General features: G+C 46.5%; 26 protein-coding genes. 7 read left to right on the top strand and 19 right to left on the bottom strand.

The window, feature by feature from the left end:
• Positions 1-72: 72 nt before the first annotated feature.
• Both cphA (ACO0K1_RS00640) and cphA (ACO0K1_RS00635) read right to left on the bottom strand, forming a co-directional pair.
• Entirely contained in the window at positions 73-2,643 is a 2,571-nt protein-coding gene (gene cphA / locus ACO0K1_RS00640; RefSeq protein WP_423021899.1) for a cyanophycin synthetase, read from the bottom strand.
• 270 nt (positions 2,644-2,913) lie between these two features.
• A complete protein-coding gene (cphA, locus tag ACO0K1_RS00635) occupies positions 2,914-5,097 on the bottom strand; it encodes a cyanophycin synthetase (protein WP_423021898.1) in 2,184 nt (727 codons plus the stop codon).
• 376 nt (positions 5,098-5,473) lie between these two features.
• Between cphA (ACO0K1_RS00635) and ACO0K1_RS00630 the strand changes: the two genes are divergently transcribed.
• Together ACO0K1_RS00630 and ACO0K1_RS00625 are read left to right on the top strand one after the other, a co-directional pair.
• Complete coding sequence (locus tag ACO0K1_RS00630) at positions 5,474-7,735, top strand: ABC transporter ATP-binding protein (RefSeq protein WP_423021897.1); 2,262 nt, start codon at positions 5,474-5,476, stop codon at positions 7,733-7,735.
• Positions 7,732-8,202 carry a DUF1854 domain-containing protein gene (locus tag ACO0K1_RS00625; protein ID WP_423021896.1) on the top strand — a complete coding sequence of 157 codons (471 nt, stop codon included), beginning with the start codon at positions 7,732-7,734 and terminating at the stop codon, positions 8,200-8,202. The genes ACO0K1_RS00630 and ACO0K1_RS00625 overlap by 4 nt, the downstream gene beginning before the upstream one ends.
• A 432-nt stretch (positions 8,203-8,634) precedes the next feature.
• On the opposite strand, the gene ACO0K1_RS00620 is transcribed toward ACO0K1_RS00625, so the two are convergent.
• Positions 8,635-9,165 (bottom strand): GNAT family N-acetyltransferase, encoded by a 531-nt coding sequence (locus tag ACO0K1_RS00620; protein ID WP_423021895.1) that lies wholly within the window; start codon positions 9,163-9,165, stop codon positions 8,635-8,637.
• A 255-nt stretch (positions 9,166-9,420) separates the two neighbouring features.
• Between ACO0K1_RS00620 and ACO0K1_RS00615 the strand changes: the two genes are divergently transcribed.
• Positions 9,421-11,298, top strand: a complete 1,878-nt coding sequence (locus tag ACO0K1_RS00615) for a methyl-accepting chemotaxis protein (protein ID WP_423021894.1) — start codon at positions 9,421-9,423, stop codon at positions 11,296-11,298.
• 21 nt (positions 11,299-11,319) lie between these two features.
• On the opposite strand, the gene xth is transcribed toward ACO0K1_RS00615, so the two are convergent.
• The 13 genes from xth to ACO0K1_RS00550 all read right to left on the bottom strand — a co-directional run bounded on the left by xth (position 11,320) and on the right by ACO0K1_RS00550 (position 18,211).
• Positions 11,320-12,084 (bottom strand): exodeoxyribonuclease III, encoded by a 765-nt coding sequence (gene xth, locus ACO0K1_RS00610; protein ID WP_423021893.1) that lies wholly within the window; start codon positions 12,082-12,084, stop codon positions 11,320-11,322.
• Positions 12,085-12,276: 192 nt separating this feature from the next.
• Complete coding sequence (locus tag ACO0K1_RS00605; RefSeq protein WP_423021892.1) at positions 12,277-13,281, bottom strand: RNA-directed DNA polymerase; 1,005 nt, start codon at positions 13,279-13,281, stop codon at positions 12,277-12,279.
• A gap of 380 nt (positions 13,282-13,661) precedes the next feature.
• Positions 13,662-14,057: a four helix bundle protein gene (locus tag ACO0K1_RS00600; RefSeq protein WP_423021891.1), complete on the bottom strand. Its 396-nt coding sequence runs from the start codon at positions 14,055-14,057 to the stop codon at positions 13,662-13,664.
• Positions 14,058-14,109: 52 nt separating this feature from the next.
• A complete protein-coding gene (locus ACO0K1_RS00595; RefSeq protein ID WP_423021890.1) occupies positions 14,110-14,487 on the bottom strand; it encodes a DUF1566 domain-containing protein in 378 nt (125 codons plus the stop codon).
• 57 nt (positions 14,488-14,544) lie between these two features.
• A complete protein-coding gene (locus ACO0K1_RS00590; RefSeq protein WP_423021889.1) occupies positions 14,545-14,973 on the bottom strand; it encodes a DUF1566 domain-containing protein in 429 nt (142 codons plus the stop codon).
• A 35-nt stretch (positions 14,974-15,008) separates the two neighbouring features.
• Positions 15,009-15,188, bottom strand: coding sequence for a helix-turn-helix transcriptional regulator (locus tag ACO0K1_RS00585; RefSeq protein ID WP_423021888.1), 180 nt, complete (start codon positions 15,186-15,188; stop codon positions 15,009-15,011).
• The gene (locus ACO0K1_RS00580; protein ID WP_423021887.1) at positions 15,185-15,790 is read right to left on the bottom strand and encodes a 3'-5' exonuclease; all 606 of its coding nucleotides are present in this window, start codon (positions 15,788-15,790) and stop codon (positions 15,185-15,187) included. Before ACO0K1_RS00580 ends, ACO0K1_RS00585 begins: the two co-directional genes overlap by 4 nt.
• Positions 15,787-16,314 carry a hypothetical protein gene (locus ACO0K1_RS00575; RefSeq protein ID WP_423021886.1) on the bottom strand — a complete coding sequence of 176 codons (528 nt, stop codon included), beginning with the start codon at positions 16,312-16,314 and terminating at the stop codon, positions 15,787-15,789. The genes ACO0K1_RS00580 and ACO0K1_RS00575 overlap by 4 nt, the downstream gene beginning before the upstream one ends.
• Positions 16,311-16,859 carry a YfbR-like 5'-deoxynucleotidase gene (locus ACO0K1_RS00570; RefSeq protein WP_423021885.1) on the bottom strand — a complete coding sequence of 183 codons (549 nt, stop codon included), beginning with the start codon at positions 16,857-16,859 and terminating at the stop codon, positions 16,311-16,313. The genes ACO0K1_RS00575 and ACO0K1_RS00570 overlap by 4 nt, the downstream gene beginning before the upstream one ends.
• Before the next feature lie 239 nt (positions 16,860-17,098).
• Complete coding sequence (locus ACO0K1_RS00565) at positions 17,099-17,548, bottom strand: DUF1566 domain-containing protein (RefSeq protein ID WP_423021884.1); 450 nt, start codon at positions 17,546-17,548, stop codon at positions 17,099-17,101.
• Between the two features lie 13 nt (positions 17,549-17,561).
• Positions 17,562-17,750, bottom strand: coding sequence for a hypothetical protein (locus ACO0K1_RS00560; protein ID WP_423021883.1), 189 nt, complete (start codon positions 17,748-17,750; stop codon positions 17,562-17,564).
• Positions 17,751-17,759: 9 nt separating this feature from the next.
• A complete protein-coding gene (locus ACO0K1_RS00555) occupies positions 17,760-18,035 on the bottom strand; it encodes a hypothetical protein (RefSeq protein ID WP_423021882.1) in 276 nt (91 codons plus the stop codon).
• The gene (locus tag ACO0K1_RS00550; RefSeq protein WP_423021881.1) at positions 18,032-18,211 is read right to left on the bottom strand and encodes a hypothetical protein; all 180 of its coding nucleotides are present in this window, start codon (positions 18,209-18,211) and stop codon (positions 18,032-18,034) included. Before ACO0K1_RS00550 ends, ACO0K1_RS00555 begins: the two co-directional genes overlap by 4 nt.
• 620 nt (positions 18,212-18,831) lie before the next feature.
• Here ACO0K1_RS00550 and ACO0K1_RS00545 point away from each other — a divergent pair.
• Both ACO0K1_RS00545 and ACO0K1_RS00540 read left to right on the top strand, forming a co-directional pair.
• The gene (locus ACO0K1_RS00545; RefSeq protein ID WP_423021880.1) at positions 18,832-19,044 is read left to right on the top strand and encodes a hypothetical protein; all 213 of its coding nucleotides are present in this window, start codon (positions 18,832-18,834) and stop codon (positions 19,042-19,044) included.
• Complete coding sequence (locus ACO0K1_RS00540; protein WP_423021879.1) at positions 19,004-19,456, top strand: hypothetical protein; 453 nt, start codon at positions 19,004-19,006, stop codon at positions 19,454-19,456. The genes ACO0K1_RS00545 and ACO0K1_RS00540 overlap by 41 nt, the downstream gene beginning before the upstream one ends.
• Before the next feature lie 134 nt (positions 19,457-19,590).
• On the opposite strand, the gene ACO0K1_RS00535 is transcribed toward ACO0K1_RS00540, so the two are convergent.
• Positions 19,591-20,274, bottom strand: a complete 684-nt coding sequence (locus tag ACO0K1_RS00535; protein ID WP_423021878.1) for a hypothetical protein — start codon at positions 20,272-20,274, stop codon at positions 19,591-19,593.
• Positions 20,275-20,799, bottom strand: coding sequence for a hypothetical protein (locus ACO0K1_RS00530; protein WP_423021877.1), 525 nt, complete (start codon positions 20,797-20,799; stop codon positions 20,275-20,277). It abuts the gene before it with no gap.
• A 92-nt stretch (positions 20,800-20,891) separates the two neighbouring features.
• On the opposite strand from ACO0K1_RS00530, the gene ACO0K1_RS00525 reads away from it, so the two are divergent.
• On the top strand, positions 20,892-21,110 hold the full coding sequence (locus tag ACO0K1_RS00525; RefSeq protein WP_423021876.1) for a transcriptional regulator: 219 nt from the start codon (positions 20,892-20,894) through the stop codon (positions 21,108-21,110).
• A gap of 96 nt (positions 21,111-21,206) precedes the next feature.
• On the opposite strand, the gene ACO0K1_RS00520 is transcribed toward ACO0K1_RS00525, so the two are convergent.
• On the bottom strand, positions 21,207-21,404 hold the full coding sequence (locus ACO0K1_RS00520) for an ECs_2282 family putative zinc-binding protein (protein WP_423021875.1): 198 nt from the start codon (positions 21,402-21,404) through the stop codon (positions 21,207-21,209).
• 222 nt (positions 21,405-21,626) lie between these two features.
• Here ACO0K1_RS00520 and ACO0K1_RS00515 point away from each other — a divergent pair, with 222 nt between their 5' ends.
• Positions 21,627-22,109, top strand: coding sequence for a YmfL family putative regulatory protein (locus ACO0K1_RS00515; protein WP_423021874.1), 483 nt, complete (start codon positions 21,627-21,629; stop codon positions 22,107-22,109).
• The last annotated feature ends 7 nt before the right edge of the window (positions 22,110-22,116 follow it).

Below are 22,116 nucleotides of genomic sequence, written 5' to 3'. Positions count from 1 at the left end.
TAAATAAAAAGCCGGACATGAATTTCAAATCATGTCCGGCTTTCTTGTACTGATTGGATAAGTTAGATCGTCTTAACTTTGGGCGACACGCTTTGCGATATGTGCGAGCGCCTCTTCAACTTGATCAATCAAGATCAAGCACAAATCACCTTGGTTCAGGCGATCCATCGCCAAATCAATAGCGACAAATTCGCCATTTATTTCATCGATACGACTCGTTTTACTTGCACTTTTAAGACCTTCTCTCAAAAGGGCAACGACTTCACCGTCGGCACGTCCACGTTGACATTGATCCTGATACAGGATGACATCATCGAACGCTTCACCAAGAATCTCAGTTTGTTGGCGGATATCTTGATCACGTCGGTCGCCTGCACCGCTAATAACGACAGAACGGCGTTGTGCTGGCATGGTTTCGACCGCTTTGACCAGTGCCAAAATAGCATCTGGATTATGACCATAATCCGCAATCAGAGTAGCGCCTCGATAGCTGAAAACATTAAAGCGTCCGGGGGCGTTATCTGCCTCGTTAGCGAACGTTTTCAGGCCTGCACGGATATGCTCCCAGTCGATACCAACTGCCCATGCTGCAGCAACGGAAGCCATGACGTTTTCTACCTGGAATCCGATGCTGCCATTGCGGGTGATTGGAATGTCCGTCAATGGAATATATTCGCGTGATTTTCCTTCGGCAGCGAAGAGATTGCCATTATCGACGTAAATGGCGCGTTTACCTTGAGCACGATGAGCAGCAATCACTGGATGTTGTTTGTCAGCGGCAAAGAAGATCACCGCTGATGGGCAATTGGCTGCCATGTTAGCGACGATAGGATCTGCTGCATTCAATACAGCATATCCATTGTCGGCAACGTTTTGAACGATCACACGTTTCAATACAGCCAAGTCTTCGACGGTTGTAATGTAATTCAATCCAAGGTGATCGCCTGACCCAATATTGGTGATGACGGCGACTTGACAACGATCGTAAGCCAGACCTTCACGCAAGACGCCACCGCGTGCGGTTTCAAATACGGCAGCATCAACGTCAGGGTGCGAAAGAACATTGCGCGCACTGCGTGGACCACTGCAATCGCCGCTATCGATTTGGCGGCCTTCCACATAGACGCCATCAGTATTGGTCATGCCTGTGCGCAAGCCGCTAGCGGTCATTAAATGCGCAATCAAACGAACCGTCGTTGTTTTACCGTTAGTGCCCGTGACTGCCACGATGGGGATGCGGCCATCTTCTCCCTCTTCAAACATCGCGCTAATAATGGCTTCGCCAACTGCACGACCTTTGCCAAACGACGGTGATAGATGCATACGCAAGCCTGGTGCGGCATTGACTTCGACGATGCCGCCGCGTTGTGTCTCGATGGGTTTTAAGACGCTATCGCACACCAGATCGACGCCGCATATATCTAGCCCCACCATTTGGGCTGCGGCCACAGCACGTGCGGCAACTTCCGGATGCACATCGTCCGTAACGTCAGTCGCCGCGCCGCCAGTCGATAAGTTGGCATTGTTGCGTAATACAACACGTTGACCTTTTGGAGGAATCGATTCTGCTTCAAATCCTTGCTTTGCCAAACTTGCCAGTGCGATATCATCAAACCGAATTTTGGTCAGCGAGGTGGAGTGACCACTACCGCGACGTGGATCTTTATTGACTTGCTCCACCAGTTGACGAACCGATTGTTTGCCATCGCCAACAACTTGCGGTGGGTCACGTCGTGCTGCTGCAACTAATTTGTCGCCAATGACTAAAAGACGGAAATCATTACCCGGCAAAAAGCGCTCGACCAGAATATCATCTCGGAATTCTGATGCAGCATGGTAGCCAGCTTCAAGTTGTTCGCGCGTGGTAACGTTGACGGTCACGCCCTTACCTTGGTTGCCATCTTTGGGTTTGATAACGACTGGCAGACCAATTTCCAAAGCGGCCGCCCAGGCGTCGTCAGGGCTATCAACTGAGCGTCCCATTGGTACCGGAACACCAGCTGCATGCAATAATTTTTTGGTTAATTCTTTATCTTGCGCGATGGCTTCAGCGATGGCGCTGGTGCCATCCATTTCTGCTGCCTGAATTTTACGCTGGCGAGAACCCCATCCAAACGCAACCAGACTGCCATTCGTTAAACGGCGGTATGGAATATTGCGAGCGACAGCAGCATTGACGATGGCACCAGTTGATGGCCCCAAGCGCACGTCTTCATCAAGTTCACGCAATTGTTCAAGGGCTGCGTTTAAGTCAAAACTACTGTTATTGAGGGCTGCAGCGATCAGTTTTTCAGCTAATTCTAACGCGAGCCTACCGACTGATTCTTCAGTATATTCAACGACTACCTGAAAAATTCCTGGTTCCAGGGTCTGGGTCGTGCGACTAAATGTGACAGGACATCCCGCTTGCGCTTGAAGTCCGAGTGTCGTTAATTCAAACACATGTGCCATAGGGATAGCATCATTATGTCCAGTAGGTTGCAAAATGCTTAACTCGGGGAATAAAGCACGCAAGCGGTCTTCAAAGCCGACTAATTTGGCAATTGAATATTCCGCTTCATCGCAGGTGACGATGGCTTCTACCGCCGTATGGTGGCTCCAGAGATTGGGGCCGCGTAGGGCACGTATGCGTGATACTTCCATAAAACTTAGTCCTGTTGAAAGGGGCATAAATCAGGTGGCAATAAACATCTTGCTGTTTCTAGCCACCTGGAAAATGTAAATTAAATAGTTTTTATTAAATAGGTTTTTCTAAAGTCGACCATATTTTTCAATTGGTTCATCGAGTCGCTTCATTGTGTTAAACGTGTCAAATGACATTTTCAATCAAGACACCTTTGTGAGCCACATCAAACATTAAACCGTATAGGCGACCCAGATTACCTACCAGACTATAGAAAAACCGTTAAAGTGTTATCCGTCGATATTCTTCTTAGGACTAGAATCAAACGTTCTGAGTCCTGCTTCTATCAGCTCCGGATCGATCTTCAACGCCCATGCAGCGGCAACTGCCGCAAGTATCGTCTCTGGTTGTGCTGCTTTTGCTGGTTTTAATGATGATAATGGCAGCAAGGCAGTTTCCGATGCACCCTCTGCGAGGACTATGTGTTGATCCCGCAAGAATACGACACGTTCACCTTTTTCGCGATGACTGACCAGAACGTCAAGATCAGAATCCAATGCATAGAAAATGACCTTTCCATCACATAATTCTGCCAATTCTACGACTGCTGGCACCGCGCCATTCAGAACAGCAACACCATCTGGCAGAATCACATCGACTTGCGTGCGCATCACTTTATGCATCTGTTCGGCATCTTGAATGTAAAAGTCAGCCAAATCAGCATGCCCATCCATATCGGTAACAACACCAACAAGACATTTATCGTAGGCCAGCCCGTCGTTCAGGATTGCGCGCGCATTCGTTTCAAAAACGGCGGCTTGCACATTGCGATTGATTAATAAGCGTTGTCCGCTATCCCATGTTGCACAATTGCCCTCGTTGACCAAGCGCTTGTTTAAATACAGACCTTGGCTGCTGGCGACACCAGTTTGCTTGTTGTCAATGTGAAGTAAGCCACCGATCAGACGCGCGATCAGACTGGTATTGCGAGTGCCTGCGACACCGACAATCTGAATACGTCCAGACTCTTCCGGAGCGAACAGATGCTCAACGATTGCTTTGCCGACTTCGCGACCTTCACCATTCGCTGGTTTGATGTGTGCAAGCAGGCCAGGGCTGGCATTCACTTCAATAATTGCGCCACGCTGTTGCGACAATGGCTTTGAAATATCTTCCGCCACCAGATCAACACCAGCGATATCCAAACCTACTATACGTGCTGCCAATGTTGCCGCCGCGGCGACTTCAGGATGTATGGTGTCGGTGACATCAAATGCGACGTTCCCATTCGGCTGAATCAGCACTCTCTGGCCGTCGGCGGGGATCGAGAATGCATCCATGCCCTGACGTTTAAGCTCCAATAAAATTTCGGCGCCGTATTCGGGGTCAAGGGCATTCAGAGGTGAATCTTCACCCGTGCCGCGACGCGGATCGATATTAATCTGATCGTCGACCAATTGCTTAACATTAGAGGTGCCGTTGCCTGTAACCCATAAGGATTCACCTTTGGCGGCTGCAACCACTTTTTTGCCGACCACTAAAATCCGGTGTTCGTCGCCAGCGATAAATCGCTCAACGATCACGCTGGCACTATCGCCCTTGCGTGCAGCCAAATGATAGGCAGCTTCAACATCAGCTTGTGTCATCAAATTCAGAGACACACCACGACCATGATTGCCGTCGTACGGTTTCACAACAACCGGGAGACCGATGTCTTGTGCTTCTTCCCAGGCTTCCTCTGCACTACGAACGATAAAGCCTTCAGGGACGGGGACGCCGCATCCTTTGAGTAAGGTCTTGGTTAAATCTTTATCCGAGGCGATCCCTTCCGCGATCGCGCTGGTGCGGTCAGTTTCAGCGGTCCAAATCCGACGCTGTGCTGCGCCGTAACCGAGCTGTACTAAGTTGCCTTCGGTTAAACGAATAGACGGAATTCTGCGCGCCGTTGCGGCGTCAACAATATTGGCTGTGCTTGGTCCAAGGCAGCGATCATCAACCAGTTCACGTAATTCGCTGATTTTGCTGTCCAGGTCGAATGTGGTATCTTCAATCGCCGCCATCAACAAATCGCGGCCCGCATTTAAAGCAGCACGACCGACTTGTTCTTCACGGGTGCGAAATGCCATTTTGTACACACCAACTAAATGGGTTGAGCGGGTCTGCCCAAAGCCCGTTCGCATACCGGCGAGGTTTTGGAGCTCCAGAACCACATGTTCCAGAATGTGGCCGGCCCAGGTGCCTTCTTTGAGTCGCTCTAGAAAGCCACCACGCTCGCCAACGCCACAGCGATGTTCAATTAAGCCAGGTAACCAAGTCGTCAGTCTTTCATAAAGGCCAGGTATCTGATCGGAGGGCGTGTCTTCCAGCGCACCAATGTCCAGCCATGTTTCGATTACCGGGCGGTAGGTCCAGATATTCGGTCCGCGCAAATGATTTACGCGGAGGATGCTGATGTCTTTCTTCTTTGTCGTCATGTAAGTAATTTCTTTTAGGCCAGGTTGTTGTGACCGGGTCTTATCATTTTTAGAGTTTTTCTTCTCTTATTCAGGATATCTTTTGTCATTTTGAAAATAAAAATGACGAATTTAATTTATTTCCATCTGGCACCATACACATAATCAGAACAAAGCGGTTCCATGAGACTATCGAGCTGATATACTTGCGCCTTAGCGCAACAGCAGTTAAGCCTCTCGATCAGTTTCGTCTGATTATTTTCTTTCGATAGAATACCGTAAATTGCTGTCTCCGTGATATGCCTAATGCCTATAACGGAAGGCAAGTTATCTCTTTTTTCAAAAATATGTCCCAATTTCATGCGGGACACGCTCTACCGCCGGAGTCTGCAGCACGATGACCACAACACAAATCAGTCTAGAATCACCCACTATGTCGCTTCCAGTAAGGTGGCAAAACGAATTGTCTCAGCATATCGCCAAAGGCGAAAACGTTTTAAGTGCGTTTGAGGTTGACCTGGATCATAAACTTCGTTTTGTTAAAGGCTTGATTGTCGTAACAGACCAAGGGATCGTATCTCGTACAGCGGGAGAAACTGAATGGAAAAAATGGACATATCGACAAGATTTGCAATTGACGCACCATGATCACGCGGGTGTCGGTTATTTACAATTAACAGATGAACATGGTTTATTGGCGATCTGGCGATTTACCTTAGGCCAAAATTTGCTGGCCATTCGTTTACTGGACCAATTCAATAAGCAATTGCAAAGTCACATTAGTGGTTCGCCAGTTGTTGAGACAGAACAAAACATTTGCCCGAGTTGCAAAGCGGTGTTGGAGCCCGATCAGGAAGAGTGCCCCGTTTGTACCAAAGTGATTCATACGCCACCGTCCACCTGGACTTTGTTCCGTCTATGGCGATTCGCCCATCCGTACCGGATTCAGTTGTTCATCGGCTTCACGCTGATGTTATTGGGCACGGCGGCACATATGATTCCCCGTTACCTGACCAAACCTCTGACGGATGAAGTATTAATTCCTTACCAAGATCATAAATATGTCGATCCACATCTTGTCGTGATGTACATCGGCGGTTTACTTGGTTCTGCAATCATTGCCTGGTTACTAAGTTGGGGAAAAACCTATGTGCTGGCGCTGGTCTCAGAACGTATCGGTGCCGATTTGCGTACAGCAACCTATGAGCACTTACTAAAATTGTCGTTGGAATATTTTGGTGGGAAGCGAACCGGCGACTTGATGTCGCGTATCGGTAGTGAGAGTGACCGTATCTGCGTCTATTTGTCTCTGCATTTGCTTGACTTTGCTACCGACGTTCTGATGTTTATTATGACGGCAGCCTTTTTGCTGCAGATTAATACCAAACTGGCGCTGGCCACGTTGTTGCCATTGCCCTTCATTGCCTGGATGATTCATTTGGTGCGCGATAAGTTACGTACCGGATTTGAAAAAATTGACCGCGTTTGGGGCGAAGTCACCAATGTTTTGTCGGATACGATTCCGGGTATTCGCGTTGTCAAAGCATTTGCCCAAGAAGCACGCGAAGCAACCCGCTTCCGTGATGCCAATAAACACAATCTGGCGGTCAACGATAAACTCAATAAAATCTGGTCGTTGTTTTCCCCGACCGTATCATTTCTGACAGATATCGGAATTTTAGTGGTGTGGGCGTTTGGTATCTGGCAGGTATCCCACTCTGAAATTACTGTCGGTGCGCTGGTTTCAGCAGTGTCGTTCATCGGCAGTTTTTATGGACGTATTGATTCCATGAGTCGGATTGTCTCAGTGACACAAAAATCCGCCTCGGCGGCAAAACGTATTTTTGATATTCTTGATCACGTTTCTAGCGTTCCGGACCCGCAACATCCGGTGAAAGTCAACGAAGTCAAAGGTAATATAGAACTGCGTGAGGTTGGTTTTCGTTACGGTAATCGGGCAGTCAATCGCGGCATTTCACTCAATATCCAACCGGGCGAAATGATAGGATTAGTCGGTCATAGTGGTTCCGGGAAAAGTACGCTAGTTAATCTGATTTGCCGTTTTTACGATGTATCAGAAGGCGCCATTTTGCTCGATGGCGTAGACATTCGTTCTTTTGCAGTGTCAGATTATCGCCGTAATATTGGCCTGGTTTTGCAAGAACCATTTTTGTTCTTTGGCACCATCGCAGAAAACATCGCCTATGGCAAACCAGACGCCAGCCGCGACGACATTATCGCCGCTGCACGCGCAGCCCATGCGCATGAATTTATTTTACGTCTGCCACAAGGCTACGATTCTATGGTCGGAGAACGTGGTCAAGGCTTGTCAGGCGGCGAGCGCCAACGTATCTCGATCGCACGCGCATTGTTAATTGATCCACGTATTCTGATTATGGATGAGGCAACTTCCTCAGTTGATTCACAAACAGAAAAAGAAATTCAAAAAGCATTAGATAATCTGGTCAAAGGTCGCACCACGATTGCGATTGCACATCGCTTATCCACTTTGCACAAAGCGGATCGCCTGGTTGTCTTGGATCGCGGTCAGATTGTCGAAGTTGGTGGACATGATGAGTTAATGGCGAAAGAGGGCGCCTATTACAACCTGTATCAGGCCCAAGCGCGAAACGCGGCTTTAGTTGAGGATCAAGAATGAGTACCACCAAGTTTGAATTGCAGCGTAATTCTTTCGGCAAGCTGGTCTTAACGAATGAATCGAATGAAGTATTTGAAGGAGTAATGCCAGTAAGGGCATTCCCAATTCAATCTCCTTTAGTGGGTATTTCTTTAGTAACGACCGATGGTCGGGAAGTCGCATGGATAAATGAATTATCCGATCTTTCAGATAATGCTAAAAATTTGGTTTTAGAAGAATTAGAAGGGCGTGAGTTCATGCCTGAAATCGAACATATAAAAGGCGTTAGCAGCTTCGCCGTTCCCTGCACCTGGAGTGTCAGTACCGATCGCGGCGAAACCGAATTTGTTCTCAAAGGTGATGAAGATATTCGTCGTATCGGAGCGGCCTCGTTGCTCATAACCGATAATCATGGGATACAGTTTTTGGTGAGGGATATGTTTGCGATTGATAAGCATAGTCGCAAAATTCTCGATCGCTTCTTGTAGGACTTCCGAAACATCGCCCCAGCTGCGTTGCGGCTCCTTGCCGTACTAAAGTACTGTCTGCGTCGCCACGCCTTGCTGGGACGACGTTGCGGAAGTCCTACTGTTACTGACAAAATCACCCTAGCCGCGTTGCAGCTCCTTGCCGTATAAAGTACTGTCTGCGTCGCCACGCCTTGCTGGGACGACGTTGCGGAAGTCCTACTGTTACGGACAAAATCACCCCAGCTGCGTTGCGGCTCCTTGCCGTACTAAAGTACTGTCTGCGTCGCCACGCCTTGCTGGGACGACGTTGCGGAAGTCCTACTGTTACGGACAAAATCACCCTAGCCGCGTTGCGGCTTCTTGCCGTATAACGTACTGTCTGCGTCGCCACGCCTTGCTGGGACGACGTTGCGGAAGTCCTACTCATGCGTACAAAATAGACTGTCGCTTTTATTCTTTGCTGCGAGGAAAAGCATAGCCATACAGATTATTACGTTTGTCTTCACCTGATAGATTTAACACGACAACGTCTTCGAAGGTGAATCCCAATTTCAGAAGTAGTTTGTTTGATTTGATGTTTTCTGGTGCGGTAATTGCCGCTAGCTTAGGTAAGTTAAGAACGTTGTGGGCATAGTCCATGGTTGCTCGGGCAGCTTCAAAAGCATATCCCTGGCCGCCATAGCGCGGTAAAAATGCGTACCCGATATCGACATGGTCAAGTACGTCGCGCTTAATCAAGCCACAGGTGCCAATCGTTATGCCGCTGTCTTTAACCGTAACAGCATAGAAACTAAACCCTTTTTGAGATTGCGATAAAAGTGGGCCATTTGTAATCCACTCTTTGGCTTTTTCCAGACTTGTGATACCGCGGTCGCCAATATTTTTTATCCAGCTAGGATCATTGAGGAGTTCATAGACGAATTCAGCATCGTCAATGTTGAATAAACGCAACGTTAGCCGTTCGCTCGATATTATTTGCATAAGGCCATGCCTCCGTAGTTTTTCCTGAGCGCAAGCTTACTGCGCAACACTCTTGAGTGCAATCCCCACGTTTTTCGAGACTGTGTTCTGTCGATGTTGAATGAAAATTGATTGAAAATTTTTTAAAAAAAGTTGCTTTTCAGGCGTATTATCAAAAATCAACATTGATTGTCAGGTTGCTTCAGTTGTCTGCGTTCCATTCCAAATTGACAGAGTGCTCGCTGCTGTTGGTGCTAAAAGAACTAGGGGGATATCATGAAGTCGCTTAAAGGACGTTTAATTTTTGTTATTGCTTTATTGGTAACGGTATGCACGGTGTTTTTGACCGTCGGTAGTTATCTAAGAATGCGTTCGCAAATCGAAAATGATTTAAATGCAGAAATACGCAGTGTTGCGACAAGCTACAATTCAATTCTCAGTAACTGGATACAGATCAATACGTCGCTGGTAGATAGTCTGTCGCAAGCCTTGGGTAATGGTAATGATCTGCAAGCCAGTCTGGTGATGATCCGAAGCGGCGGCAATTTTCTGAGCGTCTATCTCGGTGAACCCAATAAAACCTTTACCAACAATCCACCCAGCCCACCGCCGGCCGGCTACGATCCTACGGTCAGACCTTGGTACAAAGCGGCGATGGAGGCTAAAAAGCCCATCGTCACTTCCGCCTATATGGGCGTTAATCCACCAGGTTTGATGATTTCATTTGCGGCGCCAGTCAAAGGTGGCGAGGCAGGTGTTGTCGCTGCAGACGTGTTTTTGACCAAGATCGTCGATCAGATTTTGAATGTGAAATTGTCTGGTGACGGGTATGCGTTTTTGTTGGATAAGTCCGGACAGGTTTTAGCCCATGCGGACCAAAGCAAAGTTCTTAAACCGGCGAAAGAAATTGCGCCCGAATTGGCCTTAGAAAATCTCAGCAACCTGGCAAAAAATACTGACCCTATTGAAACGGTCATTAACGGTAAATCGAGTTTCTTGTTTTTACAGCAAGTGACTGGATCAGATATGTATCTGGCCTTAGTGGTTGATAAGAGCAAAGCATTGGCGTCATTGGATCAATTGTTGTTGATTTCGGCGGTTGTCATGATCGTGTTATTGGTGGTGATTGTTCCGACATCAACCTGGTTAGTAGGACACATGCTCTCCGGCCTGCAACGGGTACGTGACGCAATGACAGAAATTGCCGCGGGTGGCGGTGATTTGAGTCGCCAGATTGATGTCGTCGGCGAAGACGAAGTCGCGCAAACGGCGCAGGCTTTCAATCATTTTCTGGAGCAATTGCGTGTGATGGTCGTTGATGTACGAAAAGCGACTGATTCCATTACCGTCGGCGCCAGTGAAATCGCGACCGGAAACATGGATCTCTCAGGTCGTACCGAACAGCAGGCATCTTCCCTGGAGCAAACCGCAGCAAGTATGGAGGAGCTTACGGACGCGGTGAAAAACAATGCAGAAAATGCCCGGGAAGCCAATAAGATGGCGGTGAATGCTTCTGCGGTCGCTACCCAAGGTGGTGAAGTTGTGCATAAAGTTGTCACCACTATGCAAGGTATTTCTGAAAGCTCGCGCAAAATCGTCGACATTATCAGTGTCATTGAAGGTATTGCATTCCAGACCAATATCCTTGCGTTGAATGCGGCCGTAGAAGCGGCCAGGGCAGGGGAACAAGGTCGAGGTTTTGCCGTGGTGGCGAGTGAGGTGCGAACCCTGGCGCAGCGCAGCGCAGCTGCAGCGCAAGAGATTAAGACGCTGATTGAAGACTCGGTCAGTAAAGTCAACGAAGGTTCTGAATTAGTCGATAAGGCAGGTGCTGCAATGACGCGTATCGTCGCTGCCGTTGATCAGGTGGCGGCGATCATCAATGAAATTACTTCCGCGTCAGTTGAGCAAAGTGATGGTATTCAGCAGGTCAACGTTGCCCTGGCGCACATGGATGAAGCGACGCAACAAAATGCAGCCCTGGTAGAGCAAGCTGCTGCCGCAGCTGGCTCACTAGAAGAACAGGCCAATTTCCTTAAAACGGCTATGTCAGCGTTCCGTATGGAGCAAAATCATTCTGCACCGCGCCTGGCTGCTGCCAGCCGATCAAACATCAAGCGCTCAACGCCGCCAGGCTTGCCTTATGATGAATAAGCGCTGGAACGGTTGAATTGATTAGTCGATGGTCGCGGTCACCGGCGCATGATCCGATGGCTGCTCCCATTTACGTGGGGCTTTGTCGATCGCGCAAGCGCTGCAACGTTGACTAAGTGGCGCAGATAAAAGAATGTGATCAATCCGCACCCCTTTATTCAAACGGAATCCTAACGCCCTGTAATCCCACCAACTAAATGATTTTTCAGCTTGTTCAAACTGTCTGAAACTATCTGTCAAACCCAAATCCAGCAAGGCTTGTAAAGCGGCGCGCTCTTCTGGCGATACTAGATTCATGCCAACCCACGCCGCAGGATCATGAACGTCACGATCTTCTGGCGCAATGTTGTAATCACCCAGAATCGCTAATTGCGGGTAGCGTTGCATTTCTTCTTGCACCCAATTTTTCAACGATGCCAACCATTTTAATTTGTACTGGAATTTATCAGAATCTGGCGCCTGACCATTCGGCACATACGCGCAAATAATTCTGACACCATTGATTGTCGCAGCAATAATTCTTTGCTGTTCATCGTCAAATTGAGGATTGTTTTTCTGCACCTCAGTCAGAGGATGCTTAGATAAAATCGCTACGCCGTTGTAGGTCTTTTGCCCCGTAAAGGCAACCTGATAACCCGCCGCCTCAATCTCCGCTTGCGGGAATTTTTCATCTGTCAGTTTGGTTTCCTGAATGCACAACACGTCAACAGGATTCGTTTCCAGCCATTTCAACACGTGCGGCAAGCGTACTTTTAAAGAGTTGACGTTCCAGGTGGTAATTTTCATAAAAAATATAAGTATTTGATTTAATTGAGTATTTGTTTGAAATTTGTGTTATTTATTATTCTAGCTACAAATCTGGCTACAAATATTGTAATGGCGGTTCATTTTGAGTGTTGTTGCATCTTTGTATTATACGGCCTAAGAGTATTTAACTTATTTTTGATCGGAAATGAAAAAAGACGCCGAAGCGTCTTTTTATTCCTGGTCATCTTTCTTGAGTTTTTTGTATGCCTTCTTTAAATCTTTGTTCACGGGGTAGCCAAGTTTAAGAACTCTTCTTGCTAATAGTGCTCGATGATGGTGACTGCTGTTTGATTGGCCTAGTAATCCAAAGTAGCTATTTGCGGTCGCGAGTAGATCCTTATCCGGAGTTTTTTCAATGCGCGACAAGGCCTCAGAGACTGTTCTTTTTCGCGTGACTGTGTGCCATGGCTTAATGACGTGACCGACGAAGTCAACGCCGCGGGAAACCGGCTGGAGTATCGTCTTGCTTGTGTTCAGGTTTGCGCCTAGGGTCATTGGCAGCCAGGCGCTGATTTCTGTTAATGCTGCGTTTAGCCAGTCAGCGGAATCATGCAGCAAGATGAAGTCATCGACATAGCGAATGTAATGCTTTGCGCCGACTTTATGTTTAATGTGCTGATCTAGCGCATTTAAGTAAACGTTCGCAAAGAACTGGCTGGATAGGTTGCCGATGGGCAGGCCAAGGTGTGAGGGTTGTTCGGTCAGGCGTTTGTGCTGAGGGACTTTCGCAAGTAACTCTTTTTCTCCTCGTATTTCGACATTGAGGCGGGGGTCATGCCAGAGGATTGTATGCATCAACTCTGACCAGAATGGTTCAGTAACTCGCTTTTCTAGTTGTTTTTGTAGAACATTTTTATCGATGCTAACGAAGAAGTTAGCCAGATCGCACTTTAGATAGTAGGTTGGCTTTGACCAGTTTTGGGAAGTGCTGCGTATCTTTGCAGTGAGCCGGTTAGCTGCGTAAAGCGTTCTTCGTCCTGGTATGCATGCGCAACTATCCGCAATAAAACCAGCGTAAAAGCGAGGCGCGATTTTGTTGTAAAGAAGATGAAGTACGATGCGGTCTCGAAAATCTGCGGCCCAGACTTCCCTGGCTTTTGGGCGCGTTACGACGAAGCAGATTGATTTACCTGGTGCATAACTGCCATTAACCAGCTCTTCATAAAGTTTGATCAAATTTCGTTCAAGATTTTGTTCAAAAGCAAGGGCGCTTGGGGTATTTCGCTTGTTTTTGCGACAGTCAAAATAGGCTTTCGTTAATTCAAAAAAAGAAGGTTCAACATGGCTCATTGGAGTTTCCATTTGATCTGCGGACTGCGCGAGCACGGTACTCGTTCGACTTGTGGTTGTTGTTCTGGTTGCCGTTGTTGAAATTCTGCATCCAGGCATAGTCGGTGTTGTGGGCGTTCTGCGGTTATTCATGCTATCTACGTCGTTTGATTGAAGGCGTTAGCCGATCAATAAAATAACTGCGTCAGACTTGCCTGCATTTGCGGGTAGTTACTGTTTTACGCGTGGCGGTGGGGTGTTAATGAAGCCCCAGCGGCATGACCAGATTAAATTAAAGTGCGCTGACCTTGCTGCCTTGGCATCGAGGTAACTGGCACTGGAGCTACTGCGGACTTACGCCATCCATTGGCTTGTTTTCCGATTGCATCAGTGAGAGAGATTGCCGTCGCATATTGCCCTGTTGAGATAAATCGCATGTCCTTAGACAGGCGAAATAAAATTTCGACAGCGTGAATTTGTTCAAGCAATTCCGTCAGATGTGAAGTTTTGTTGTCTGCTGCATTTGCGCGAGCAATCAAAAGAACGCTCTGCACATACAATTTGCGAATCTCCCCACCAATTGATACTTTGAAATCCTTGGGCATATTTTTGGTGATATTAGTCGCTAACTTCAAAAGCTCGTAAGTTTCTTTGTAGATCGGTAATTGATTATGGATAGCCATGTTGAAAAAAATTGTGAACGGGCTTGCGCCCGTCATTAGTCAAATTATTAAATTACTCAATGATTAATAATCTGCGGACTGCGCGAGCACGGCACTCGTCCGACTTGTGGTTGCTGCCCTGGTCGCCGTAGTCGAAACCCTGCATCCAGGCAAAGTCGGTGTAGTGGGCGCCCTGCGTGTTTGACCAATACCATGCGCCCTCAAAATGCTCTTTGTTGTTCGCTAACAAGAGTGCTTGTTCGCTACGCGTTGGCAGATCGCCGCCTACTGATTTAGCCCAGGCGACAGCGTCTGACCAATTTAGTGCTTTCTCTGGTTTCGCTGGTAGCAATACCAGGTGATGATCGGGTTCGCCATCTTTGCCGAGAATTAGTCCAGAGTAAATTTCACCATCTTTCAAGTTTTCTGCTAAAAATTGTGCTTTGCTCATTGTTGCTCTCCAAAAAATCGAAACGGGCTGACGCCCGTCGTTTGTCAAATGATTGAATTATTTAATGATTAATAATCTGCGGACTGCGCGAGCACGGTACTCGTACGACTTGTGGACGTAGCCCTGGCTGCCGCCGTCGAAACCCTGCACCCAGGCATAGTCGGTGTTGTGGGCGTCCTGCTCAGATGTCCAATACCATTCATCAGTATCGAAACTACCTTGCGAGTTAATGAACAGCAATCGAGCCTCGCGGCGGTCGGGCAAAGACCAACCGTTAAATCCGTTGATTTCTTTTTTTGCTGCCTCGATCGCGTTAGTCCAATTTATATCGGTCAATTCGAAATCGGATGTCGAGTGAATTAAGTAGTAATCTGGTTCGCTGTTTTTTCCGGCGACGACGCCAGCATAAATGCCGCCTTGTTCAGGCCAGAATGCGCCGATAGAAGGTGGTGTGACGATGATTGGTTCGATAGTTGCTTCAGCCATGATGTTTGCCTTTCGTTTGGTTTTGTGGTGCCTGATTAATTGCTGCTCTTTAAATGACGATTGATGCTCTCTGAGGTAATGCCGCTTGCTCGGATACTGATCTTTACGAGGTCAAGTTTTTCGGCTTTGACGAGTCTGTAAATAGTTGCGCGTGAAATACCCATTTGGCGCATGGCATCGTTGATTCTGTAGATGATTGGTTGGGACTGGCTCATGCTTCAACTCCGGATAATTTTTTAAGAAGAATATTTGCGTGTTGTGCTTGAGTTTCGGCATCATCAAGCGAGTTGTGATATGTGCCAATGCGATTCATTTTCACGCTCGGAAACATGTTTTTCAGGGTACGAAAACACCGGTTGTTCCAGAATTTCCAGTTGGGAACGAGATCACACTTAGTCATTGCGTAAGCGAGAATTGTATTGTCAAAATCTGCGCCGTTACCCCAAACCTCTGGGTCGCGATGTTGAGAAATGAATTTATTAAATTCATTCAGGGCAAATTTGATTGATACGCTAGTTTTATAGTCGTTAGCTTGGCGTAATACCTCTTGTGCTTCATGGTTTTGCTGTTCCCACCAATGGAGCGTTTCAGGGTTCACGGCAAGTCCATATGCTAAGCAAGATTCGGTATTAATCACCATGTAGAAGTGCCTGCCTGTGCTGTTAGTCTCGGGGTCAAATGAGATTGCACCGATTGATAAAATTATGCACCCTGGGCCGGTGCCAAGCGTTTCAAGATCGACCATGATGCGGTCTTTCTTTGTCTCTTTTTGCTTCTTACGGTTAATTCTTAATAGGCCTTTTAAAAATGCGATCATGCTGCCTCCGCAAGCTGAAATTCAAAGACATTGCCAGTCAAAATGCGATCGCGGATTGTCGTAAGTGCGTTTTGAATATCGCCGTTGGTGGCGTGCTCGCATTGAAGGTCGTGAAGCTCAAGTGTGTCGCGCATGTCTTGTAAGCCCTGTCCATCAAAGCGCCAGATATTTTTCTGCGTTCCGCGCAAATACATTCTGGTCAGCGCTTCTTGAGCGCGAATAAAGACTGATTCGTGCTCTGGACCGTAGCCTTGTTCTGCCAGCATCAGCGCGAGATTCGCAGCGGTTGCTAAGTCTGCCCAGTGATCTGCATTTGCAATTGAGTCCGAAACCACGACAGTGAGCGATGCCCAGCCTGCTTTTGATATCTCAAAGCGTTGGTCTCCGTCTAATTTCTGTGGTGCGATGTTTTTCTCAAAGTGGCATTTTTGCAGGATGCCAAGGCCACCTGTTGGATTGACTTGCCACTTGTTCGTATGCTTATGCTGACGCGCAGCGCGTTTTGACCGGGAACGGATACTCATGCTGCCTCTCCTTGTGCGATCTCATTCATTACTATTAGGTGGTGAAAGCGATCAAGAAATAGACGCTTTGCCATGGTTGGTGCAACTGGTACAAGTTTGGTCGGCATAGGCTGGATATCTGTTCCGGCAAACCAGTCTTCAGATTCCGGCATCAGGTCACGTTTTTCAGTTGCAAGCATGATCTGGTCTGCGCGATGAACGTGTTCTGACATTGGCAGTGTTAAATTGAAGTGCGCAGCAATTGCTTGTTCAACTTTAGACTCAATGCCTGCATAGTCCGGCAATTGACGTTTAAGAGGCGTTGCCACGTCACCGATATATGCTTCGGCTGCATCATGCAAGAGCGCTTCTAGTGCGTATTCTTCTGGTACCAAAAATGATGCGTGATAGCTGTGCTGGGCAACTGAATAGAATTCGCGGGTATGTCCTGTAAAGCGGCAGATATTCGACAGTGCATGTGCAATCGTGTCGATATCGATGCGGCTTAGCATCGGCGCGCGAAGATCAAAGTATGATCCGCTTGCTGTTAAGATAATTGGTTTCATGCTGCCTCCAGATTGATGGTTGGCTCAGTTACAAGTGGGTTGCACGCGTGCGGCGGTAACAGCTCGATTTCGGCATATGACTGGCCGTTGCTGATGTCGGTCACGAATCGCTTTATACTTCCGCGCACCCAACCGAGGATGTGGCAGCGAAAAGTGACAACGTCGCCGATACGGTGTTTGGTTTTCATTATGAAAATTTCTAGAACGGGCTACGCCCGTGGTGTAAAAAAATGACTAAATTACTGAATGATTAATAATCTGCGGACTGCGCGAGCACGGTACTCGTTCGACTCGTGGTTGCCGTACTGGTTGCCGTAGTCGAAACCCTGCACCCAGGCATAGTCGGTGAGGTGGGCGAACTGCGAAGCCGTCCAGTACCAGCCGTCCAGATCAAAGCTGTCGCGGCAGTTGATCGCCAGCAGGCGCGCTTCACGGCGATCCGGTAGCGACCAGTCGCTATGACCGTTAATCGGTGCTTGCGCTGCTTCGATAGAGGCCTGCCAATTGGCATCGAAAATTTCGTGTTCCGATGTGGCATGAATCAGGTGGTAATCCGGTGCGCCTTTTTCTCCTGCGACGATGCCGGCGTAGACGCCGCCTTGCTCTGCCCAGAATGTGCCAATGCGCGGGATTGCGGTTGTGATGAGTAATGTTGCGATTGTTGCTGGTAAGGTTTCTGCGATGGTCATGATCGTCCTTTCGTTAGTCGTTATCGTTGGCTTGCAACTTCTTTAAATCAAAGCGATCGCGCTGACGCATGTGCGCTCTGGCGCGCGCTTCAATTAATTTCTTGTAAGTCGGATTGGACATTGCGTCGCTGTAGGACAAGGTAATCCCGAGGCGCTTGTAAGCGATTTCAAGGGCAGCTTTGTCGGGTGTGATGCAAGCCATGGTCGCAACTTATTTTCGCTCTGGCATTTCATTGCCGACCGCAGCGAGGACCATCATTTCTTTCTCGTGTTCGGCGGCATCGAGCAGTGCCGCGTATTTGGCGTTTGAGATTGCTTCTGCACTTTTTTGCTCATCTTCCATCTGGTCATAGCCAGCAAATGCGAGAAGCAAAATGATGATAAGTGCGGCAACAATTAATTCGAGCAGTCCTGGAAAGTCACAGAGAGCCTGCCGTGCTGGAGTCCATGGCTCTGCATCGAATTTGCGAAAGTTGAATTTTTTCATTTCGCTGTACTCCAGATGCTGCGAACGATGCTGGCCAACTTTTGATCGCGCAGAATGGCAACGCCAACTAACAAACGAGCAAGCATAATAAATGCGCGTTTTTTGATTGACTTGTGCTGTTCAGTGGTTGTTTCGTGGACTTTTACAAACAGGTGCTTCAGGTGATTGAAGTTCATTTCGGGCTCCTATTATTCGTTAAGAAACAAATTAATTGCAGCTACTCCTCGTTTCCGTGTTTTACTGCGATGAGTTTAGTTTAGTGAATGGTAATTATTAAGTCAAGTAAAAACTAAACTGGTTAAGTAAATTTGTGGGCTGCGTGAAAACTTAACTGGAAATTGCGGTGCGGAATAGAAAGTCCGACTTGAACGGGTGCTCTGTAAGAAGGTTTGTGTAGGGGATGTGGCGTCGAAAGATGCTCGACATAATATGGCTATAGACTGGATCAGAGCATGGAATAGGTATGTGAATCGCAGCAGTATGAGGTCAGCAATGTCGACTATCTTTTACTGGAAAGGATGTTTTTTCGATTTTTTTAAAATTGTTGTTAGTAATTGCTATCATAAAAAGTGTTGCTATTTATGGAGTTGTAGAATGTCAATAATGTATTTGCAATATTCTTGTATTGATCTATAATCTTGGTGATGTTTCCAAGTTTATTTACTGTTTTTGTTATGTTGGTGGACGTACACCAATGTCTAAAAATTGTGCGAATTGGCTTGACCTTAGAGTAATTTGCAATTCAGTACACTGAAGTGTTTTGCGATGATTACTGTACTCTTGCAGTGGAGCAAATATGAAATTCTTAAAATTTATTTTTAATGGCGTTATGGAAATTGCTGACGCTAGCGTTGACACTCGTTCTTATCAATATCCGAGGAGCGGCGGTTTTGCACGTGACCGTGCTCGACTGGCGGGCGATGTTTCCCGGGTTGGTAAAGATCTGCGAAAGGTAATTAATTCAAAATATGGCAGCCAGCAATCACACAAATGTTCAAGCTCAAAGTAAAGAGGGCCACCAGCTTAATTTGCAGCATACATCGACAGATAGTCCAATTTTACCTGCTGAGAACTTACGGCAGCTTCAAGAAATTGACCCAGTGCTTGTTGGGTGGGTAATACATCAAACCGAATTAGAGGCAAGTCACCGTCGAAAGCAAGAATCAAGAATAAATATTTTCATTCTCGTGGAGAAATTGTCCGGAGTTGCGGCAGGACTAATTGCTGCTGTTTTTGGTTTGGCTATGTCTGGCTATTTGGTTATGCAAAACCATGATTTTGCTGGTATATCGTTAGGTGGAGTGGGACTCGCAACAATTGTTTCAATTTTAGTAGCAAGACATAAAAATACAAATCGCGGCAACAATGGCAACGGTACGAGCGACAGTTCAGAAAAGAAAAAAGTACCTTCGAAAAAATGACCCGCTTCGGCGGGTTTTTTTTGCCGATTTGGTACTTATGGCCGTCTGTCTGCGAGGCCGTATCGGGTGAATCTGTTGGCTAATTCAATTGATATTTTGAATGTATTCAATCATTTTGTCTTGCTTAGGCTCGGTTACTTGGGGCGTTTTATCAGTGTTACGGCGGTAGTTTTTGCTCTGAGAAACTCTTTTTTTTGAGGGCTTGGAACTGGTTTCCAGATAGGAGAATTTCCATTATCGGAAGATGTGCAAACTTTTTCGGTCTTATTTTTATCCGTTATTGAACTTCCGATAGAGTAATTATTTCCATCGAATGCGCAAACCTTTAGACGGGAATTCGCGTTATCTGCAATTTTAGTTATCGCAAGGACTTTAAAAGCCAAAACTGCTGTTGAGATTGTGAATAGAATTAACGCGCTTATGTGCCAAATATTTTGTTTTTTTACATAAATCGTTCGTATCGAATCTTGCGATTGATTGGATGTGCTGCTTCGACTATTTATTTCGGCTTTTAACTTTGAATTTTCAATCATCAAGTCGACGATCGCGTTTGCTGGATCCAGATGTTCAATGTGCATAAACTTTACACTATTGACACCTAGAGTACGATGAAGAAACTTCCAAGTGTTACCCGCTGAAACTGAGAAATTTACTTGCTGAGATTGAATTTTAGCGTTTAGAGTAATGCGTTCATCATTAGTCAGGTGGCGGCCTTTATTGATAACTGTTTGATTAACAACATCACGTCCAGCAACATTTTCTATGGAATTATTGAATGATTGCTTCGCACTAAATCTTGGTTCTTCTTGTTCGTCCATCTATTTTTTTCGTTCGTTACTAGTTTCTACAATATCTCGTCCAGCTACCTTGCCCAATGTGGCGCCACTAAAATCTTGCAGGGAACCCTCAAAATGCATTGGCTTTTGAGGTGGTTGTTTTTTCGGTAAAGATTTTGCGGTGGCAGGGCGGGGCGTGGGTCTTATCTCAACACCTAATTGGCTTTGTTGGAGCCGATATTTATCTAAGGCATCTTCAGCAGCATCTCTGATTTTACGCATTCCGCGTTCATCGACTGAAAACATTAAGTCAATAACTGCCTGAATATGCTCGGGCAATGCTACCGATGTTGCGCTTGATATGTCGTCAACATCGCTAGTTAAATATGCATTTGAATCGAGATACCCATCCCCCATTCCATAATCGATCTCTAGCCTACGAGCTGCCTTTTCTCCAAACGAGGCCTTCCCGCTTAGTAATTGGGAGATATAGCTTTTTTCCGTTGGAGGTACCGATCTCTTAGAAAAAAACTTTTGTAAATTTTTACGGCGTATTTCAGTTTTCATATCTCAATTCTGATTAGTATTTTCTAAATTAGCAAACACTTGACTTTAGGTTTAGCGTGAAATAAACTCGGTTAAGTAAATAAGGAATGACCATGAACTTAAAACAATACATCTCCGGCGAAAAGGGAAGAGCGACGTTTTTGGCAAAAAAGTTGGGCGTAACTCTCTCTTATATTTCTCAAATGGCGTCCGGCGATGCCGCAATGTCTGCGAAAACCGCGGTGAAAATTGAAGAAATTACTGAACGTGAATTTTTACGAATTCATCAATTCCACGATTGGAAAAAAATCTGGCCGGAATTAAAGGAGTGACCCATGACAATTCCGCTATTAATAAAAATGGATCTGCAACTTGAAATCGAAGACGAAATAAAGTCGCAGATTTCTGACTTTGTGAAATCTCTGAAATTACTTCCTGAAGATGTTGCTAAGTTGCTTTTCGATAAATTCCTTGGCTTGCTTGATAGCAGCAGCTTGGAGATCGTCAAACCGACTGGTATTTCCACATCCGGCACAGGCAATTATGTCGCTCGGTTGCGGATTTTCGGGTTGAGAGAATTGATCGCTGCCGCAATTGCTGCAAATTAACTTTATAGAGTCTGGCATGTTGATTCCTTACATTAAATCGTAGTTGAGGGACTTTGATTGTACTTGTTTGGAGTCAATTTATTAACTAAAAGTGAATTTGTAAAAATGTTTAATAGCTATTGGGTGTGCGATTAATAAAAGCGCTTGTCTTGTTAGTGCTGCGTATCAATAGGGAAATTGTATAGCGTTGTAGTTGGAATTTAAACCATACAGACGTCACTAAAAATTTTGGGGAATTATATGGATGTTAGGTCAGCAAATTTAAGCGTTATCAGAGCAATTACCGGGTCGTGGGATGTAGCGGCAGCCTATTTGGGTATGTCTCGAAACTCATTACATAACCGTGTCTATGAAGTTAAAGGGCAGCGTTTATCGGTTGATGACTCCCTGGCGCTGCAATCGCTGTCGAAGACGACGTATTTTGCAGAGGCGGTCGCCATTGCATCAGGCGGCGGTTTCTTTCAGTTGCCCGATGTTTGCGGTATTGAATCCAATTCTATCCAGACGAAATTCAATGAGATTTATGCTGATGTCGGCGAATTATTCAACGAGTATCGCGCGGACATTGGAAATGACGGCGTCATCGATGATGAAGAAATGGAGCGTCTAGATAAGATCGCTGCTGACCTTCACAAGAAAGCAGAAGAGTTGATGGCGTTAATGGCGGCAATGCGGCAGCCACGCAACCGGGTATTTCGTCGTGACGATTGCAAGGCAGCGTAGCAATGAC

This window comes from Undibacterium sp. SXout20W (assembly GCF_049340285.1).
In the GTDB taxonomy this organism is placed as follows: Bacteria; Pseudomonadota; Gammaproteobacteria; order Burkholderiales; family Burkholderiaceae_D; genus Undibacterium.
Note: the sequence above shows the minus strand (reverse complement) of the source record. Positions and strands in the feature narration are given on the sequence as shown.

Coding starts and splice junctions, on each gene's coding strand:
- ACO0K1_RS00540 (WP_423021879.1), top strand. CDS start 19,004: ATGGCAGCCAGCAATCACACAAATGTTCAAGCTCAAAGTAAAGAGGGC.
- ACO0K1_RS00530 (WP_423021877.1), bottom strand. CDS start 20,799: ATGAAAACTGAAATACGCCGTAAAAATTTACAAAAGTTTTTTTCTAAG.
- cphA (WP_423021898.1), bottom strand. CDS start 5,097: ATGACGACAAAGAAGAAAGACATCAGCATCCTCCGCGTAAATCATTTG.
- ACO0K1_RS00515 (WP_423021874.1), top strand. CDS start 21,627: ATGGATGTTAGGTCAGCAAATTTAAGCGTTATCAGAGCAATTACCGGG.
- ACO0K1_RS00615 (WP_423021894.1), top strand. CDS start 9,421: ATGAAGTCGCTTAAAGGACGTTTAATTTTTGTTATTGCTTTATTGGTA.
- ACO0K1_RS00580 (WP_423021887.1), bottom strand. CDS start 15,790: ATGATCGCATTTTTAAAAGGCCTATTAAGAATTAACCGTAAGAAGCAA.
- ACO0K1_RS00560 (WP_423021883.1), bottom strand. CDS start 17,750: ATGGCTTGCATCACACCCGACAAAGCTGCCCTTGAAATCGCTTACAAG.
- ACO0K1_RS00620 (WP_423021895.1), bottom strand. CDS start 9,165: ATGCAAATAATATCGAGCGAACGGCTAACGTTGCGTTTATTCAACATT.
- cphA (WP_423021899.1), bottom strand. CDS start 2,643: ATGGAAGTATCACGCATACGTGCCCTACGCGGCCCCAATCTCTGGAGC.
- ACO0K1_RS00520 (WP_423021875.1), bottom strand. CDS start 21,404: ATGCCAGACTCTATAAAGTTAATTTGCAGCAATTGCGGCAGCGATCAA.
- ACO0K1_RS00625 (WP_423021896.1), top strand. CDS start 7,732: ATGAGTACCACCAAGTTTGAATTGCAGCGTAATTCTTTCGGCAAGCTG.
- ACO0K1_RS00565 (WP_423021884.1), bottom strand. CDS start 17,548: ATGACCATCGCAGAAACCTTACCAGCAACAATCGCAACATTACTCATC.
- ACO0K1_RS00585 (WP_423021888.1), bottom strand. CDS start 15,188: ATGAGCCAGTCCCAACCAATCATCTACAGAATCAACGATGCCATGCGC.
- ACO0K1_RS00555 (WP_423021882.1), bottom strand. CDS start 18,035: ATGAAAAAATTCAACTTTCGCAAATTCGATGCAGAGCCATGGACTCCA.
- ACO0K1_RS00570 (WP_423021885.1), bottom strand. CDS start 16,859: ATGAAACCAATTATCTTAACAGCAAGCGGATCATACTTTGATCTTCGC.
- xth (WP_423021893.1), bottom strand. CDS start 12,084: ATGAAAATTACCACCTGGAACGTCAACTCTTTAAAAGTACGCTTGCCG.
- ACO0K1_RS00550 (WP_423021881.1), bottom strand. CDS start 18,211: ATGAACTTCAATCACCTGAAGCACCTGTTTGTAAAAGTCCACGAAACA.
- ACO0K1_RS00590 (WP_423021889.1), bottom strand. CDS start 14,973: ATGGCTGAAGCAACTATCGAACCAATCATCGTCACACCACCTTCTATC.
- ACO0K1_RS00575 (WP_423021886.1), bottom strand. CDS start 16,314: ATGAGTATCCGTTCCCGGTCAAAACGCGCTGCGCGTCAGCATAAGCAT.
- ACO0K1_RS00630 (WP_423021897.1), top strand. CDS start 5,474: ATGACCACAACACAAATCAGTCTAGAATCACCCACTATGTCGCTTCCA.
- ACO0K1_RS00525 (WP_423021876.1), top strand. CDS start 20,892: ATGAACTTAAAACAATACATCTCCGGCGAAAAGGGAAGAGCGACGTTT.
- ACO0K1_RS00595 (WP_423021890.1), bottom strand. CDS start 14,487: ATGAGCAAAGCACAATTTTTAGCAGAAAACTTGAAAGATGGTGAAATT.
- ACO0K1_RS00545 (WP_423021880.1), top strand. CDS start 18,832: ATGAAATTCTTAAAATTTATTTTTAATGGCGTTATGGAAATTGCTGAC.
- ACO0K1_RS00600 (WP_423021891.1), bottom strand. CDS start 14,057: ATGGCTATCCATAATCAATTACCGATCTACAAAGAAACTTACGAGCTT.
- ACO0K1_RS00535 (WP_423021878.1), bottom strand. CDS start 20,274: ATGGACGAACAAGAAGAACCAAGATTTAGTGCGAAGCAATCATTCAAT.